Annotated in this window: 19 protein-coding genes; 13 read left to right on the top strand and 6 right to left on the bottom strand. The window is 64.1% G+C overall.

What is annotated here, in order from left to right; genetic code table 11:
* Positions 1-5: 5 nt before the first annotated feature.
* Positions 6-1,694 (bottom strand): putative bifunctional diguanylate cyclase/phosphodiesterase, encoded by a 1,689-nt coding sequence (locus OPU69_RS08745; RefSeq protein WP_155645994.1) that lies wholly within the window; start codon positions 1,692-1,694, stop codon positions 6-8.
* A 264-nt stretch (positions 1,695-1,958) separates the two neighbouring features.
* The gene (locus OPU69_RS08750; protein WP_498510417.1) at positions 1,959-2,084 is read right to left on the bottom strand and encodes a hypothetical protein; all 126 of its coding nucleotides are present in this window, start codon (positions 2,082-2,084) and stop codon (positions 1,959-1,961) included.
* A 26-nt stretch (positions 2,085-2,110) separates the two neighbouring features.
* On the opposite strand from OPU69_RS08750, the gene ffh reads away from it, so the two are divergent.
* The 8 genes from ffh (at position 2,111) to OPU69_RS08790 (ending at position 8,360) form a co-directional block, all read left to right on the top strand.
* The gene (gene ffh / locus OPU69_RS08755) at positions 2,111-3,616 is read left to right on the top strand and encodes a signal recognition particle protein (RefSeq protein ID WP_498510419.1); all 1,506 of its coding nucleotides are present in this window, start codon (positions 2,111-2,113) and stop codon (positions 3,614-3,616) included.
* Positions 3,617-3,654: 38 nt separating this feature from the next.
* A complete protein-coding gene (rpsP, locus tag OPU69_RS08760; RefSeq protein WP_060977137.1) occupies positions 3,655-4,083 on the top strand; it encodes a 30S ribosomal protein S16 in 429 nt (142 codons plus the stop codon).
* A gap of 50 nt (positions 4,084-4,133) precedes the next feature.
* Entirely contained in the window at positions 4,134-4,607 is a 474-nt protein-coding gene (gene rimM, locus OPU69_RS08765; RefSeq protein WP_060977136.1) for a ribosome maturation factor RimM, read from the top strand.
* 31 nt (positions 4,608-4,638) lie between these two features.
* Positions 4,639-4,905, top strand: coding sequence for an AbrB/MazE/SpoVT family DNA-binding domain-containing protein (locus tag OPU69_RS08770; protein ID WP_060977135.1), 267 nt, complete (start codon positions 4,639-4,641; stop codon positions 4,903-4,905).
* A complete protein-coding gene (locus tag OPU69_RS08775; RefSeq protein ID WP_498510422.1) occupies positions 4,902-5,282 on the top strand; it encodes a type II toxin-antitoxin system VapC family toxin in 381 nt (126 codons plus the stop codon). Before OPU69_RS08770 ends, OPU69_RS08775 begins: the two co-directional genes overlap by 4 nt.
* The gene (gene trmD, locus OPU69_RS08780) at positions 5,279-6,010 is read left to right on the top strand and encodes a tRNA (guanosine(37)-N1)-methyltransferase TrmD (protein WP_498510424.1); all 732 of its coding nucleotides are present in this window, start codon (positions 5,279-5,281) and stop codon (positions 6,008-6,010) included. The genes OPU69_RS08775 and trmD overlap by 4 nt, the downstream gene beginning before the upstream one ends.
* A gap of 10 nt (positions 6,011-6,020) precedes the next feature.
* Positions 6,021-6,410, top strand: coding sequence for a 50S ribosomal protein L19 (rplS, locus tag OPU69_RS08785; protein WP_023836465.1), 390 nt, complete (start codon positions 6,021-6,023; stop codon positions 6,408-6,410).
* A gap of 96 nt (positions 6,411-6,506) precedes the next feature.
* On the top strand, positions 6,507-8,360 hold the full coding sequence (locus OPU69_RS08790) for a putative 2OG-Fe(II) oxygenase (RefSeq protein WP_498510426.1): 1,854 nt from the start codon (positions 6,507-6,509) through the stop codon (positions 8,358-8,360).
* Between the two features lie 33 nt (positions 8,361-8,393).
* Here OPU69_RS08790 and OPU69_RS08795 read toward each other — a convergent pair.
* Positions 8,394-9,154 (bottom strand): IS5 family transposase gene (locus OPU69_RS08795; protein ID WP_498510428.1). Its coding sequence is split into 2 segments (ribosomal slippage): positions 8,394-8,821 and positions 8,821-9,154, totalling 762 coding nucleotides; the frame shifts between segments, so codons are not numbered across the junction.
* Positions 9,155-9,358: 204 nt separating this feature from the next.
* Between OPU69_RS08795 and OPU69_RS08800 the strand changes: the two genes are divergently transcribed.
* The 3 genes from OPU69_RS08800 to OPU69_RS08810 are packed head-to-tail and all read left to right on the top strand — an operon-like array spanning position 9,359 to position 11,122.
* Entirely contained in the window at positions 9,359-10,384 is a 1,026-nt protein-coding gene (locus OPU69_RS08800) for an aspartate-semialdehyde dehydrogenase (RefSeq protein ID WP_023836467.1), read from the top strand.
* A gap of 50 nt (positions 10,385-10,434) precedes the next feature.
* Positions 10,435-10,701, top strand: a complete 267-nt coding sequence (locus OPU69_RS08805) for a FitA-like ribbon-helix-helix domain-containing protein (protein WP_155645993.1) — start codon at positions 10,435-10,437, stop codon at positions 10,699-10,701.
* Positions 10,685-11,122, top strand: coding sequence for a type II toxin-antitoxin system VapC family toxin (locus OPU69_RS08810; RefSeq protein ID WP_060977131.1), 438 nt, complete (start codon positions 10,685-10,687; stop codon positions 11,120-11,122). Before OPU69_RS08805 ends, OPU69_RS08810 begins: the two co-directional genes overlap by 17 nt.
* 5 nt (positions 11,123-11,127) lie before the next feature.
* On the opposite strand, the gene OPU69_RS08815 is transcribed toward OPU69_RS08810, so the two are convergent.
* The 3 genes from OPU69_RS08815 to OPU69_RS08825 are packed head-to-tail and all read right to left on the bottom strand — an operon-like array spanning position 11,128 to position 14,260.
* Positions 11,128-12,714, bottom strand: a complete 1,587-nt coding sequence (locus OPU69_RS08815; protein WP_060977130.1) for a DHA2 family efflux MFS transporter permease subunit — start codon at positions 12,712-12,714, stop codon at positions 11,128-11,130.
* Between the two features lie 6 nt (positions 12,715-12,720).
* Positions 12,721-13,833, bottom strand: a complete 1,113-nt coding sequence (locus OPU69_RS08820; protein WP_498510432.1) for an HlyD family secretion protein — start codon at positions 13,831-13,833, stop codon at positions 12,721-12,723.
* Positions 13,826-14,260 carry a MarR family winged helix-turn-helix transcriptional regulator gene (locus OPU69_RS08825; protein ID WP_060977129.1) on the bottom strand — a complete coding sequence of 145 codons (435 nt, stop codon included), beginning with the start codon at positions 14,258-14,260 and terminating at the stop codon, positions 13,826-13,828. Before OPU69_RS08825 ends, OPU69_RS08820 begins: the two co-directional genes overlap by 8 nt.
* Positions 14,261-14,353: 93 nt before the next feature.
* Between OPU69_RS08825 and OPU69_RS08830 the strand changes: the two genes are divergently transcribed.
* The gene (locus OPU69_RS08830; protein WP_498510434.1) at positions 14,354-15,004 is read left to right on the top strand and encodes a 2-hydroxychromene-2-carboxylate isomerase; all 651 of its coding nucleotides are present in this window, start codon (positions 14,354-14,356) and stop codon (positions 15,002-15,004) included.
* A complete protein-coding gene (locus tag OPU69_RS08835) occupies positions 15,001-15,768 on the top strand; it encodes an alpha/beta fold hydrolase (RefSeq protein ID WP_498510436.1) in 768 nt (255 codons plus the stop codon). Before OPU69_RS08830 ends, OPU69_RS08835 begins: the two co-directional genes overlap by 4 nt.
* Positions 15,769-15,796 lie beyond the last annotated feature (28 nt).

Consider the following 15,796-nt stretch of genomic DNA (forward strand, 5'->3'; position numbering starts at 1 on the left):
CGCGATCACTCGCCGCGCGCGGCGCGCAGCTGCGGTTCGGTGAACTGTTCGGGCTCCGCGCTGACCGTCGGCTGGGGTGTCCAGCCCAGGCCGAGCAGGTTGCGCTCGGCCAGCAGGCGACGTGCCTGTTCGACCGACAGCGGCTGGCCGAAATGGAAACCCTGGCCCTTGGCGCAGCCGATCTCGGCAAGATGCGCGATCAAGTCGCCATCCTCGATGCCTTCGGCGGTGATCGGCAGGCCCATGGACTCGCCGAGCAGCGCGATGGTCTGGACGATCGCGCGGCTTTCCTTGCTCTCGTTCATCGAGGTGACGAAGCTGCGGTCGATCTTGATCCGGTCGAACGGCAGCGCGCGCAGATGCGCCAGCGAGCTGTAGCCGGTGCCGAAATCGTCGAGCGCGACGCGCACGCCCTGGTTCTTGAGGCTGCCGATGATCGACTGCGCCAGGCCCATATTCTCGAACAGGCAGCTTTCGGTGATTTCGATCTCGAGCCTGCTGGCCGGAAAGCCGGTCTCGACCAGCAGCTTGACGATCTTCTGCGCCAGCCACGGATCGCGCAGCTGCACGGGCGAGATATTGACCGAGATCGACAGGCTCTGGTCCCAGCCGCGTGCATCTTCCATCGCCTGGCGGATGACGCAGGCGGAAAGGTCGCCGATCATGCCGGTATCCTCGGCGATCGGGATGAAGATGTCGGGCGAGACCTGGCCGAGCTCGGGCGAATTCCAGCGTGCCAGCACCTCGAACCCGATCAACGTGCCGGTGTTGAGATCGATCTGCTGCTCGTAATAGGGCACGAACTCGCCGCGGCCGATGCCGACGCGCATGCCCGATTCGATCTTGTTGCGGAACTGGACCTCGTTCTCCATGCGCGGATCGAACCAGCAATAGCGGTTCCGTCCGTGCTTCTTGCTGGCGTACATCGCGATGTCGGCGCGGCGCATCAGAACGTCGAGGCTGTTGTCGCACTGGTCGGCGCGGGCGATGCCGATCGAGGCGGTAACGGTGAGTTCGGCGGTGCCGCTGCTGGCAGGGCCCGTGATCGGCTTGCTGACCTGTTCGATCAGGTCTTCGGCCACACGTTGCACGGTCTCGGGGAAGTCCGCGTCGAAGATGAAGGTGCAGGCGAACTCGTCGCCGCCCAGTCGTGCGACATGGCTGTTGGGGGGCATCGTCGCCTTGAGCCGCCGTGCCACCTCGACCAGGACCTTGTCGCCCGCATCATGGCCCTGGATGTCGTTGATATTCTTGAAATTGTCGAGATCGAGCATCAGGTAGGCGACGGTCATGTCGCGCCGCGTCGCCTGTGCGATCAGGCTGGCCGTGGCCTCGCCGATCGCGCGACGGTTGAGGCAGCCGGTCAGCGGATCGGTGACGGCGAGCGTCTTGGCCTGTTCCTCGGCATTCTTGTGGTGGGCGATCTCGCGGTGCAGTTCGCTGTAGCGTCGCCAGCCGAAGATGATCAGCGCGATGTTGAGCAGCAAGGCGCTGACTGCAATGCTGTTGGGCGAGACTGCGGCGCCGTTATAGTGCCGGATCGCATCGGGCATGATGCTGCCGGCGGTGCCGATGAACATGACGATGGCCGCCGTCATGATGCCGCCGGCGACGAAATCGCGGCTGCGCGTGACGCGCCCGCTCAGGTCGTCGGTGCGGCTGCTGCCGGGATTGGCGATGGTCTCATGCGGCACAATCATTCCCCTCAACCGAGACGTGGAGTCCGGTCGAATGGTGGCAACCTAAGCAAGGATCGTTAAAAGAGTGTTTATGCGAATACCGCCAATATGGGGGTGAGGCGCGGAAATCTGCGGGATGTGGTGGTAAACCGCCGGTTAACGCTGGCTTCGGCGCGGCAGGGTTGCTCGGCGCTCGGCAGTCGGGGCTTGCCAAATGCGGCAAGCTGCTCTAGGGGCGCGTCAGCCTTGCGCGCAGGTTCTGCGTTCATGGCACCCAGTTCAGCCGCTTATACCGCATTGTCGGTTCATGCGCGCGCCGGTCGGCGAGGTTTCGCCCACCGGCGATTTTTGCGTTTGGCGTGCGGCGGTCGGGGTGTCCTTGATCGTGCCGGCGCGGGCAGCCATCTGGGCGGACAGAAGGAGACGCGGATATGTTCGATAATCTGACTGATCGCCTTGGCGGCGTGTTCGACCGGCTGCGCGGGCGCGGCGCGCTGAAGGAAGAGGATGTCCGCGCCGCGATGCGCGAGGTGCGCATCGCGCTGCTCGAGGCCGATGTCGCGCTCCCGGTCGTCCGCGATTTCATCAACACCGTCACCGAACAGGCCGTCGGCCAGACGGTGCTCAAGTCGGTCGCGCCCGGCCAGCAGGTCGTCAAGATCGTCAACGATGCGCTGACCGAGATGCTGGGCTCCGAAGCCAGCGATCTCGACCTCGCTGTCGCGCCGCCCGCCGTGATCATGATGGTCGGCCTGCAGGGTTCGGGCAAGACCACCAGCACCGCCAAGATCGCCAAGCTGCTGAAGGAAAAGCACGGCAAGAAGGTGATGATGGCCTCGCTCGACGTGCAGCGTCCGGCGGCGCAGGAACAGCTCAAGGTGCTGGGTGAGCAGGTCAATGTCGCCACGCTGCCGATCGTCGCGGGCCAGATGCCGGTCGATATCGCGCGGCGTGCGCTGCAATCGGCCAAGCTTCAGTCGTTCGACGTGGTGATGCTCGATACCGCAGGCCGTCTGCATGTCGATCAGCAGCTGATGGACGAGATGAAGGCGGTCGCCGCCGAGGCGACCCCCAAGGAAATCCTGCTCGTTGTCGACTCGCTGACCGGTCAGGACGCGGTCAACGTTGCGCAGAACTTCTCTGATCAGGTGCCGCTGACCGGCGTCGTGCTGACCCGCATGGACGGCGATGCACGCGGCGGTGCGGCGCTTTCGATGCGCGCGGTCACGGGCCGCCCGATCAAGTTCGTCGGCATGGGCGAGAAGATGGACGCGATCGAGCCGTTCCATCCGGGCCGGGTCGCAGGCCGCATCCTGGGCATGGGCGATGTCGTCAGCCTGGTCGAGAAGGCGGCGGCGACGGTCGAGAAGGAAGACGCGGACAAGCTTGCGGCCAAGATGGCCAAGGGTCAGTTCGACATGAACGACCTGCGCACCCAGCTGCGGCAGATGACCAAGATGGGCGGGCTGGGCGCGCTGGCTGGCATGATGCCGGGGATGAAAAAGGCCAAGGCGGCGATGAGCGCCAGCGGCATCGAGGACAAGGTGCTGGTGCACATGGATGCGATCATCGGATCGATGACGCCCAAGGAGCGCGAGAAGCCGGGCATTCTCAACGCCAAGCGCAAGATCCGCATCGCCAAGGGATCGGGCACCACCGTGCAGGACGTCAACCGGGTGATCAAGATGCACCAGGAGATGGAAGGCGCGATGAAGAAGATCCGCAAGATGGGCGGATTGAAGGGCCTTGCTGCCATGTTCGGCGGCGGCGGCGGTGGAGACGGCGGCATGGGCGGCCTTGGCGGCGGCAAGATGCCGACCGAGGACGACATTGCCGGGCTGCTCGGCGGCGGTGGCGGCAAGGGCATTGCCGGCGGTCTTCCGGGTCTTCCGGGCGGACTTCCCCCCGGTTTTCAGAATTTCAACAAGAAGAAGTGATTTCGTTTTTCAAATTCATCAGAAAGGTAAGGTCTACAATGTCGATTTCCATGCGTCTGTCGCGCGGCGGTTCCAAGAAGCGCCCCTATTACAAGATCGTCGTCGCCAACAGCCGCGCGCCCCGCGACGGCAAGTATCTTGAGCAGATCGGCACCTACAACCCGCTGCTCGCCAAGGATTCGGGCGAGCGCGTGAAGATCAACGAAGAGCGCGCCAAGCACTGGCTGTCGGTCGGCGCGCAGCCCACCGATCGCGTGGCCCGTTTCCTCGATGCCGCCGGCCTCAAGGAGCGCAAGGCTACCGTGAACCCCAAGAAGGGCGAGCCGGGCGAAAAGGCCAAGGAACGCGCCGAGGAAAAGGCCGCCAAGCTGGCTGAGGCCGAAGAAGCCGCCAAGGCCGCTGCCGAAGCTCCGGCTGCTGAAGAAGCTCCGGCTGAAGAAGCCGCTGCCGAACAGGCCGAAGGCTGATCGACTGAGCCGGAGTGGTCCTGTCCGGCCACTCCGGTTCCGGTTCTGCAATGTCTGATCGCCCCATCACCCTGGCCGTGATCGTCGGCGCGCATGGCGTGACCGGCGAGGTGCGCGTGAAGCTCTTCGGCTCGGGGATCGATGCGCTGAAGGCGCACAAGAGCTTCAACAACGGCGCGCTGACGCTCAAGTCGCTGCGCCCGCAAAAGGATCTCGGCATCGCGCGCTTTGCCGAGATCGCCGACCGCAATGCGGCAGAGGCCGCACGCGGCACCGAACTCACCGTTCCCCGTTCCGCGCTCCCGCCGCTGGGCGAGGGCGAATATTATCATGCCGACCTGATCGGATTGCCCGTGGTGTCTGAAATCGGCGCCGCGCTCGGCACCGTGCGCGCGGTCGAGAATTTCGGCGCGGGCGATGTGCTCGACATCGTGGGCGAAGACGGCAAGAGTTTCATGGTGCCGGTGACCGCGGGGGAAATCGACGAAACCCGCGTCGTCATTGACCCGGTCTGGGCCGAATAGTATATACAGCACGTATATACAGGAGGCTCTGATGGGCAAGGAATATCGCGCAAAGAGCTTCAAGTCGGGCAACTCCGTCGCCATCCGCATGCCCGCCGCGCTGGGCATCGAGCCGGATCGTGAGTGGACCATCGTCGAAAAGGATGGTGCGCTTGTGATCGGGCCAGCCCCCGAGCAGGCCAAGAAAATCGATGTCAGCGGTTTCTGGGGCAAGGCACCGGGCCTGCATGTTCCTGTTCGCGAGGATTTCGAAGAGCGGCCAAGCTCCATCGATGCTAGGTCGAAATTGGGCCGGTGAGCGTTCATTATCTGATCGATTCGGACTGTGCCGTCTATGCCATGACGGCAACGTTCGAGCCGTTGCGGCATCGTCTTGAGCAATGCGAACCCGGCGAGGTCGCGCTTTCGGCCGTTACCTTTGCGGAGATTTTTCTGGGGTCAAAGCAGGGTAAACCGCCGCCTGTCGAGGTGGTCGAGGCGTTTCTGCTGCAGATACCTCTGCTGCCATTTGATGAGGCCGCGGCAAGAGCCTATGCTGAATTGCCCTTCAAGCGAGCCCGTTTCGACCGACTGCTTGCCGCTCACGCATTGAGCATCGGCGCGACTGTCGTCACCAATAACGAGGGCGACTTCGCCGATATCCCCGGCCTGAAGGTCGAGAACTGGACGCTATGACCTTCGCTGCCCAAGTCCTCACGCTTTATCCCGAGATGTTCCCCGGGCCGCTGGGTCATAGCCTCGCCGGGCGGGCGCTTGCCGAGAGGCGGTGGTCGCTCGATGCCATCCAGATCCGCGATTTTGCGACCGACAAGCACCGGAGCGTCGATGATACGCCGGCGGGCGGCGGGGCAGGGATGGTGCTGCGCGCCGATGTGCTGGCGAGCGCGGTCGATCATGCGCTGGAACGCTCTCCCCATGCCCCAGTCATCGCGATGACGCCGCGCGGCGCGCCGCTGACTCAAGCCCGCGTGCGACAGCTGGCGGCGGGGCCGGGGGTCACCATCTTGTGCGGGCGATTCGAGGGATTCGACCAGCGTCTGTTCGACGCGCGGCCGATCGAGGAGATTTCGATCGGCGATTACGTGCTTTCGGGCGGAGAAACCGGGGCTTTGGTGCTGCTTGACGCTTGCGTTCGGCTATTGCCCGATGTAATGGGCGCGTCTTCCAGCGGAGACGAAGAATCGTTCGAGAACGGTTTGCTCGAATATCCGCACTACACCCGACCTCAAATCTGGGAAGGGCGTGCGATCCCCGAAGTGCTGCGATCGGGGGATCACGCGAAAATCCGGGCCTGGCGCGAAGCGCAGGCTGCGGAGATCACACGGCTAAGGCGGCCGGATCTTTGGGAGCGCCATGGGGGCACTCCGGATCGGTCGCCCTCTGGTGCGCAGCGAAAAACATGAGGACAGGTCGATGAACCTTATCCAGACGCTCGAAGCGGAAGCTATCGAGGAATTCAAGTCGAAGAAGTCCATCCCAGATTTCCGGGCTGGCGATACCGTTCGCGTCGGCGTGCGCGTGGTCGAAGGCGACCGCACCCGCGTCCAGAATTACGAAGGCGTGTGCATTGCACGTTCGAACCGGGGCCTGGGCTCCAACTTCACCGTGCGCAAGATCTCGTTCGGTGAGGGCGTCGAGCGCGTGTTCCCGCTCTATTCGCCGAACATCGATTCGATCACCGTCGTCCGTCGCGGTGTCGTGCGTCGTGCGAAGCTCTATTATCTGCGCGGCCTGACCGGCAAGCGCGCTCGTATCGCCGAGCGTCGCGACAACCGTCCGGCGAAGGAAAATGCCGAGGGCTGAGCCCTTTTCGGCACAGCCTGAGACAAGCAAGAGGGCGGTCCGCAAGGGCCGCCCTTTTTCGTTGCGCTCGGGCGCAGCTTTGCGCAGGGATGCGCGATGGCATTACCTCCCGGACCCGCACAGCAGATCATTCCTCGCGCGATGGCGCAGCTCAAGGCGGGTGATGCCGCCGCTGCCCGGCTGACCTTTTACGGCCTGCCGCCCGCTGACCAGGCGCATCCCGACTGCCTGTTCGTGCGGGCGCTGATCGATCGCGCGCTCGGAAGGCTCGACGATGCCCGCCAGGCGCTGGCGAGCGCGATCGAGGCAGACGCGATGATCCCGCAGCTGTGGAAGCTCTATGCCGAAGTGCTGGACGCTCTGGGAAACCCTGCCGAGGCGCTGCGCGCGGTTGACCGCGCCGCAGCCATTGCCCCGGGTTATGTCGACGCGTGGCATGACATGGCGGCGCTGGCGATGCGGATGAGCGAACTCGATCTCGCCGAGCAGGCGCTGGTCAACCTTGGCAGGGTCAAGCCGGACGATGCCCGGCTGCCTGCACTCCGCGCCGCTCTGGCCCAGGCGCGCGGCGACCATGATGCGGCGATCGAAGGATTTCGCGCGGTGCTCGGCGCCAAGTCGAACGACCGGCGCGCGTTGCACAATCTGGCGGTGTCCTTGCGCGAGACCGATCGGCAAGAGGAGGCGCTGGCGGCGGTGGATGAGGCCCTGCGGCACCGGATCGACCTGCCGGAAACCCATACGTTGCGCGCGCATCTGCTGGCCGAGCTGGGTCGTTACGACGCGGCGATCGACCAGTATCGCGATGTCATCGCCCGCTTTCCCGAGTTTCTCGATGCGCACGAGACCTTCGCCCGGCTTCTGCCGCAGCTGACAGGGGGCAGTGCGCTGGCGTTGAACGGCTATCGGGCGTCGCTGGGTGACCGGCCCGGGTCCAGGCCGCTATGGCTGTCGGCGATCGCGACGGCCAAGGCGCTGGGCGAAATCGATCAGATGCGCGCCTGGGCCGACGAGGCGCTGGCGCGGTTTGGGGATACGCCCGACATGCTGTTCCTGCGCGCCACCGCCGATATTGCCGCGCGCGACTGGCACGCGGCACGGCCCCGGCTGGAAGCGCTGGTTGCCGCGCATTCGGACAGCCATAGCGCGCAGCTCAACCTAGCGCATGTGCTGCTTGCGCAGGGCGATGCGAAGGGCGCCGAGACGCATGCCCTGGAAGCGTCGCGGCTGAATCGCGACGACCAGTCCGCCTGGTCGCTGCTGACGATCATCTGGCGGCTGCTGGACGATCCGCGCGAAGCCTGGCTCGCCGATTACGATCGGTTCGTGATGCCGGTCGATCTTGCTGCTCCCGAAGGCTGGAGCGACATGCCGAGCTTCCTGGCCGAGCTCAAGCCGGTGCTCGAGGCGCTGCACACGACGCAGTTGCACCCGGCCGAACAGACGCTGCGCGGCGGCACCCAGACGCGCGGCCTGCTGTTCCAGAAGCGCCATCCCGCGATCCAGGGGCTCAAGGCATCCATCCATCATGCGATCGCCAGCCAGCTCGCCGGACTGACTTTCGACATGGATCATCCGTTCCTTGGACGGATGGGCGACGATATCCGATTTGCCGGCTCCTGGTCGGTGCGGCTGGCGAGCGAGGGCTTCCATGTCAGCCATATCCATCCGGCGGGCTGGCTGAGCTCGGCCTGCTATATCAGCCTGCCGCCCGAAGTCGCGCATGGCGATGACAATGCGGGGGCGCTGCAGTTCGGCGTGCCCGACAGCGTGTTCGGGCTGGACCTTGCACCCCGCAGGATAGTTGCCCCTGCCGAAGGACGGCTGGTGATCTTCCCCAGCTATATGTGGCACGGAACGCTGCCGTTCGAGAGCGCCGCCCATCGCATGACCGTAGCATTTGATGCGATGCCCCAAGCGGTGCTTTCGATGAACAATATTCTGGTGTGAATTCGCGTCTTGTGGGTCATTTAGGCTCAGGACTCATTGCGGCAGCCAGAAGATGACGGTTGCGGCGATGCAGATGGCGGACATGAATGTGTGGGCGCATCGGTCGTAACGGGTGTGGATGCGGCGCCAGTCCTTGAGTTTGCCGAACATGTTCTCGACCTTGTGGCGCTGGCGGTAGAGTGCTGCATCGTGCGGGATGCGTACCTTTCGGTTCGTCTTTGATGGGATGCAGGCGGTGATGCCGCGTTCGGCCAAGGCATGGCGGAACCAGTCAGCATCGTAGCCCCGGTCGGCGAGCAACGCCTTGGCCTTGGGGAGGGCGTCGATCATCAGCGCTGCCCCCTTGTAGTCGCTCATCTGCCCTTCGCTGAGCAGCATGATCAGCGGGCGGCCCTTGCCGTCACAGACCGCGTGAAGCTTTGAGTTCAGCCCGCCTTTGGTGCGCCCGATACGTCTGGGAAGAGCCCCTTTTTTAAGAGGCTTGCCGCCGTCCGGTGCGCTTTGAGGTGAGTGGCGTCGATCATCAGCTGGTCCGGCTTCCCGCCTTTGGCCGCCAGCTCGGCGAAGATCCGGTTGAACACGCCCAGGCGGCTCCAGCGGATGAACCGGTTGTAGATCGTCTTGTGCGGGCCATAGCCAACCGGCGCATCACGCCAGCGCAGTCCGTTCCTGATCACGAAGATGATACCGCTTATGATCCGCCGATCATCGACCCGCGGAATGCCGTGCGACAATGGAAAATACGGCTCAATCCGACGCATCTGCGCCTCGCTCAACAACCACAGATCAGACAATCGCAGCGCCTCCTCAGCGCCGCCATTGAATCAACCGATCGCTGCCGACGCAAGCGATTTAATGGGTCCTGAGCCTAGTTGCACCGGTAACCGGCGGTTTGAAATAGTCAGCCACAGACTGTCGCATTGGGGTTACTCGCGGCTTGTATTGCCGGGGGTAAAGGGCTAGGCGCGCCGGTGCATTTGCACTGGAGGTTAGATCAAGTGGGTTATCGTGTTGCCGTTGTCGGCGCGACCGGAAATGTCGGTCGCGAAATGCTCGCCATCCTGGCGGAGCGCGAGTTTCCGATTGCCGAGATTGCGGCGGTCGCCTCGCCGCGCTCGACGGGATCGATGATCGAGTTCGGCGAAACCGGCAAAATGCTCAAAGTCCAGAATATCGAGCATTTCGATTTCACCGGCTGGGACATCGCGCTGTTCGCCGCAGGCTCGGCCGCAACCAAGATCTATGCGCCCAAGGCTGCCTCGCAAGGCTGTGTGGTGATCGACAACTCGTCGCTCTATCGCATGGAGCCGGACGTGCCGCTGATCGTGCCGGAAGTGAACCCCGATGCGATCGACGGCTATACGCAGCGCAACATCATCGCCAACCCCAATTGCTCGACTGCGCAGCTGGTCGTCGCGCTGAAGCCGCTGCACGATGCCGCGACGATCAAGCGCGTGGTTGTCGCCACCTATCAGTCGGTGTCGGGCGCGGGCAAGGAAGGCATGGACGAGCTGTTCGAGCAGTCGCGCAACATCTTTGTCGGTGACAGCGCCGAGCCGAAGAAGTTCACCAAGCAGATCGCGTTCAACATCATTCCGCATATCGACGTGTTCCTGGACGATGGATCGACCAAGGAAGAGTGGAAGATGGTGGTCGAGACCAAGAAGATCCTCGACCCCAAGATCAAGCTGACCGCGACCTGCGTGCGTGTGCCCGTGTTCGTCGGCCATTCGGAAGCGGTGAACATCGAGTTCGAGAACGAGCTGAGCGCCGAAGACGCGCAGAAGATCCTGCGCGAGGCCCCCGGCATCATGCTGGTCGACAAGCGCGAGGACGGCGGATACGTGACCCCGGTCGAATGCGTCGGCGATGGCGCGACGTACATCAGCCGCGTGCGCGACGACAGCACGGTCGAGAACGGTATCTCGCTGTGGTGCGTGTCGGACAATCTGCGCAAGGGTGCCGCGCTCAACGCCGTGCAGATCGCCGAGCTGCTCGGCCGCCGCCACCTCAAAAAGGGCTGATCTTGTCGCGATGATAGCGTTTTGCTATCATCGCGTGCATGGGACAGGCCTTGATCCGCAAGATCAGCGATGAAACGCTGGAAAGCTATCGTGCCCTCGCGCGTGAGCGGGGCACATCGCTTGAGGCGGAACTGCGCGATCTGATCGAGGCGCACCGTCCGCTGGTGAAAAAGCCTGCTGCGCAGTTGCGGCAACTTTCGGACAAAGCGCTGGCTTTGACAGCGCCGGATGCGCCGCTGGGTAGCGACAGTACGATGATGGTCCGTGAAGATCGCGACACCCAGCACGGCAAATGGACCGATGACGCTGGTCGTTGACGCCAGCGTAGCTGTCAAATGGCTGGTCCGCGAGCACGATACTGATGCGGCGCGTCAGCTCTTCGCTTTGCCCGACCCACTGATTGCGCCTGACTGGTTGATCGTCGAGGCCGCCAACACCTTTTGGCGCAAGGTCAAGGCGGCGGAGCTGGCAGAAGGCAATGCCAAGCAGAATCTCAATGATCTGCCTGAGTTCTTCAGCCGTCTATATCCGTCGCCCGGACTGGTCAGCGGTGCTCTTGCCATCGCCTTTCACGTTCGACACCCGGTTTATGACTGCCTCTATATCGAGCTGGCCCGGCAAATGGGATGCAGGATGGTCACGGCGGACAAGGAATTGCTGAAACGGGTGGCCGGTTCGGAATATGCCGATCTGGTTGTCGATCTTGGCATCTATGCGATGCCCGAAAGTCCCACCTGACCCGCTCATTCCCCGATATGCACCGGCGCTCCGCCCATGTTTGCGGGTCGCTTGAGCAGCAGCAGCAGCGGGATGGCGCACAGGTTGACGATCATCATCGCGTGGAAATCGTCGATATAGGCGACCATCGCTGCCTGGCGGTTCACCTCGCCGTTGATCGCCATCATCGCCGCATCGCCCAGCGCGCCGAACCTTTCTATCGTGCCGGAATCGATCGCGGAGAGCGAGCTGTCGGTGATATGCGAAGCAAGGTCGCCATGGCTGACCTGGATGTTGCGGCCGAGCAGCGCGGTCATGGCCGAGATGCCGACCGATGCGCCGATGCTACGCGACAGGTTGAGCAGGCTGGCCCCATCGGTGCGATGGCGCGGCTGCAGGGTGGCGAACGCGGTCATGTTGAGCGGGATGAACACCAGCCCCATGCCCAGGCCCTGGACCAGGCCGGCCACGACCATCGGCTGCCAGCTCATTTCGAGTGACCAGCCGGTCATCATGTACAGCGAATAGGTCGAGATCGAGGCACCGGTGACCATCAGATAGCGCGGGTCGATTTTCGTCACCAGGCGGCCGGCTATCGCCATCGATACGAGAATGCCGAAACCGCGCGGGGCGAGCAGCAGGCCGGTGTCGAGCACGGTATAGCCGAACAGCTGCTGCAGCATCGGTGGCAGCAGCGCCATGCTGGCGAACATGACCATGCCGACGACGAGCATGAACAGCAGGGCGGCGGACATGTTGGGATTGCCCAGCAGCGAACGGTCGAACAACGGTTGCCTGCCCCAGGTCATATGGACCGCGAACATCCACAGACAGCCGATGGCAATGGCGCCTTCGATCAGGATTTCGGTGCTGTCCAGCCAGTCGAGCTGGGTGCCGCGGTCGAGCATCACCTGCATGCTGGCGAGCCCGAGCGCGAGCATCGAAAAGCCGAACAGGTCGAATCGCCGGTCGGTCTTCGGACGGCTGGGCAGCAGCCACAGCATCAGGATGACCGTGACGATGCCGAGCGGCACGTTGATCAGGAACACCCAGCGCCAGTTGTAATTTTCGGTGAGCCATCCACCGATCACCGGTCCCATGATCGGCCCTACCATGATGCCCATGCCCCAAAGCGCCATGGCCTTGGCCTGCTTGCTCGGCGGGTTGATGTCCATCAGCACGGTCTGCGACAACGGGCCGATGAACGCGGCGCTGATCCCCTGAAAGGCGCGGAACAGCACCATCTCGCCCAGCCCCGTCGCCGCGCCGCAAAGCAGCGAGGACGCGGTGAAGGCGATCACCGCCCAGATGAACAGGTTGCGTGATCCGATCCGCTCGGCCAGCCAGCCGGTGATCGGGATCGCGATCGCCGAGGCGACGAGATAGCTGGTCAGCGCCCAGGTCACTGTTTCCGACGTCGCGCCCAGGCTCGATTCCATGTGCGGCAGCGCGACATTGGCGATGGTGGTGTCGAGAATCTGCATGATCGACGCCATCATCACCGCCAGTGTCAGCAAACCGTGGTGTTTGACCGGCAGCGTCGCAAAATCGCCCTGCGCAGCGGACGGCGGTGCGGCATGGCGTGCGGGGGCAGGGGCGGCGCGGCTGGCCATTGCCGGTTACTTGCGCTCGCCGGTGTCGATCGTGACCTCGGCAGAGAGCCCCGCGATCAGGCGGCGGTCAGTTGGCTTGTCGAGCCGGATCCGCACCGGCACGCGCTGCGTCACCTTCACCCAGTTGCCAGTCGCATTCTGCGCGGGCAGCACCGAGAATTCCGCGCCGGTGCCTGCGCCGATGCTCTCGACCCGTCCGGACAGCTTGAGATCGGGATAGGCGTCGAGCGTCACCTCGGCGGGCTGGCCCACGCGCATATGGTCGAGATCGGTTTCCTTGAAATTGGCCTCGATCCAGCTGCGGTCATCGATCACCAGCGTCAGCGCGGGGAGGCCGACGACCATGGCTTGCCCCTTTTGCAGCCGGTCCGCCTGCACGACGCGGCCGCTGACCGGCGCGCGGATGACGGTGCGGGCGAGGTTGAGCGCGGCGGTCTCGCGGCGCACGCGTGCCTGGGCGATCGCGGGACTGACACCGGGAACGGCGCTGCCGGTCGCCAGCTTCGCGCGGGCATCGGCGGCATCGGCCTGCGCCGCGCGCAATTGCTCGCGTGCCATCTGCACGCGGCGCTCGGCCTCGTCGAGCCGCGCCTTGGTGGTAAAGCCGCGCGCCATCAGCGCCTGCTGCCGCTCGAGATCGATCCTGGCATAATCGATCGCATCCTGCGCCGCGGCGATGCCCACGCCGGTCGAGCGCGCCTCGCTGGCGAGCGTTGCAACCGAGACCTCGGCCCCGGCGATGTCGGCATCGGCCTGACGCACCGCGAGTTCATAGGGCTGCGGATCGATGCGGAACAGCACGTCGCCCGCCTTGACCGCCATGTTCTCGCGCACCCGCACGTCGATGATCGGGCCGCCTACCTCGGATGTCACCGCAACCTTGTCCTGCTGCACATAGGCATTGTCGGTCGAGACATAGCGGCCGCCTGACATCCAGTAATAGCCGCCCGCAACCGCCAGCGCGAGCGGGACCGAGACCATCACCACCCGCTTCAGCCACTTGCGCGGGGCCTTTTCCGCTGGCTGCGGCGGCACGGGAGAAGGGGAGGGTGCGCCCTGAGGCGATTCGACTTCCATCATGTCCTCGCCCACCGATATGCGTTCGTCGCGGTCAAGCATCGACAGCCTCCTTCCGCGAGAGATTGGCGCGAACGCGCTCGACCAGCCCGGCGAGCACCTGGCGCTCGTCTTCGCTGAGCCCGGCAAAGGCATGATCCTCGACCCGCCTGGCTTCGACTTCCAGCTGGCGGATCAGCCCGTCCGCCTTGTCGGTGAGATACAGGTTCCAGGCGCGCCGGTCATTGGGGTCGGGCTTGCGACAGACCATGCCGCTATCGGCCAGCCGGTCGATCATCCGCGACAGTGTGATCGGCTCGACCTCGAGCAGATCGGCCAGCTCGCTCTGCCGCATGCCCGGTTCGCGCTTCAACCGGGCAACGGTGCGCCATTGCAGGCTGGTCATGCCCAGATCGCGCAACATGCCATCAAGGGTGCGGCGATAGAGCCGCGCGGTGTCGTTGAGAAGAAAACCTACCGAGTCTGTCATGGCATGCGATATAATAGCATATGACATTATATGGAAGTGCAGTCAGCACAATTCCGTTTGCGCTAAACGCAATCTTTTGGCAGTCTGTGTGACATGACACTCACAGCCGATATCTTCTGGTCGTTCCGCTCGCCCTACAGCTATCTCGCGATGCGCCGCTATCGTGCAATGGAACAGCAATATGACCTCACGCTCAACCTGCGTCCGGTCTACCCGCTGGCGGTGCGCGAGCCGACCTTCTTCGAGCGCAACCATCCCAGCTGGCTGCGCTACACGCTGACCGACGTGTTCCGCCTGTCGCAATATCTCGGCATCCCGTTCTTCCCGCCAAATCCCGATCCGATCGTGCAGGACATGGCGACCCGGACGATCGCGGCGGACCAGCCCTATATCTATCGCATCACCCGCATGGGCCAGGCCGCAGCACGCATGGGCATGAGCCTGGCCTTTTGCGACGAGGTGTCGCAGCTCATCTGGGGCGGGACCGCAAACTGGCACGAGGGGGATCATCTCAAGCATGCCGCCGAACGTGCGGGGCTGGACCTCGCCGAACTCGACGCGATCGCCGCCTCGGACGCCGAAGCGCTCGATGCCGAACTCGCTGCGAACCAGGAAGCGCTCGAAATGGCCGGCCATTGGGGCGTTCCGACCCTGGTCTTCCAGGGCGAACCCTTTTTCGGCCAGGACCGCATCGGACTTGCCATCTGGCGCATGGAGCAGGCAGGCCTTAAAGAGCGGGGATGACCGCTTCAGCCAACAGCATCACCACCACCAGCATTCGCTCCTTCGACGGCACTGAACTTGCCTTGCACGAGACGGGGGAGGGCAGGCCGCTGCTGTTGCTGCATGGGCTGTTTTCCAGCGCGGAGACCAACTGGATCAAGTTCGGGCACGCGGCGAAGCTCGCGGCGGCGGGTTTTCGCGTCATCATGCCCGATCTGCGCGCGCATGGGCAGAGCGGCGCGCCGCATGATCCGGCGGCCTATCCGCGCGACGTACTGGTCGATGATGCGCTGTCGCTGATCGACACGCTCGGGCTCGACGATTTCGATCTCGGCGGATTTTCACTCGGCGCGCGAACGACGGCCAAGCTGCTGGCGGCGGGCGTGACGCCGGGCAAGGCGATCCTCGCGGGCATGGGCTGGGAAGGGCTGACCGGCTGGACGCGTCGGCGCGATTTCTTTGTCACCGCGATCGATCGGCGCGACGAGGTGAAGCGCGGCGATCCGCATTTTCTGGCGGTGGCGTTCATGAAGACGCAAGGGATCGATCCGGTAGCGGCACGGCTGCTGCTCGACAGTTTCGGTGTGGTCGATACCGATGCACTGGTGGCGCGCGACGTCCCGGTGCTGGTGGTCTGCGGGGCGGATGACCAGGACAACGGTTCCGCACCCGAGCTGGCGCGCCAGCTGAAACATGCGACCTATCGCGAGATCAAGGGTACGCACATGTCGAGCGTGCTCGAACCGGCGCTGGCCGAAGAAATGGTTTCATTTCTGACCACTTGACGCTGCATCGCTGCGGTTCCATCGTCCC

This window comes from Blastomonas sp. 34TW (assembly GCF_059803595.1).

Coding starts and splice junctions, on each gene's coding strand:
- OPU69_RS08750 (WP_498510417.1), bottom strand. CDS start 2,084: ATGGCTGCCCGCGCCGGCACGATCAAGGACACCCCGACCGCCGCACGC.
- ffh (WP_498510419.1), top strand. CDS start 2,111: ATGTTCGATAATCTGACTGATCGCCTTGGCGGCGTGTTCGACCGGCTG.
- rpsP (WP_060977137.1), top strand. CDS start 3,655: ATGTCGATTTCCATGCGTCTGTCGCGCGGCGGTTCCAAGAAGCGCCCC.
- rimM (WP_060977136.1), top strand. CDS start 4,134: ATGTCTGATCGCCCCATCACCCTGGCCGTGATCGTCGGCGCGCATGGC.
- OPU69_RS08770 (WP_060977135.1), top strand. CDS start 4,639: ATGGGCAAGGAATATCGCGCAAAGAGCTTCAAGTCGGGCAACTCCGTC.
- trmD (WP_498510424.1), top strand. CDS start 5,279: ATGACCTTCGCTGCCCAAGTCCTCACGCTTTATCCCGAGATGTTCCCC.
- rplS (WP_023836465.1), top strand. CDS start 6,021: ATGAACCTTATCCAGACGCTCGAAGCGGAAGCTATCGAGGAATTCAAG.
- OPU69_RS08790 (WP_498510426.1), top strand. CDS start 6,507: ATGGCATTACCTCCCGGACCCGCACAGCAGATCATTCCTCGCGCGATG.
- OPU69_RS08810 (WP_060977131.1), top strand. CDS start 10,685: ATGACGCTGGTCGTTGACGCCAGCGTAGCTGTCAAATGGCTGGTCCGC.
- OPU69_RS08815 (WP_060977130.1), bottom strand. CDS start 12,714: ATGGCCAGCCGCGCCGCCCCTGCCCCCGCACGCCATGCCGCACCGCCG.
- OPU69_RS08820 (WP_498510432.1), bottom strand. CDS start 13,833: ATGCTTGACCGCGACGAACGCATATCGGTGGGCGAGGACATGATGGAA.
- OPU69_RS08825 (WP_060977129.1), bottom strand. CDS start 14,260: ATGACAGACTCGGTAGGTTTTCTTCTCAACGACACCGCGCGGCTCTAT.
- OPU69_RS08830 (WP_498510434.1), top strand. CDS start 14,354: ATGACACTCACAGCCGATATCTTCTGGTCGTTCCGCTCGCCCTACAGC.
- OPU69_RS08835 (WP_498510436.1), top strand. CDS start 15,001: ATGACCGCTTCAGCCAACAGCATCACCACCACCAGCATTCGCTCCTTC.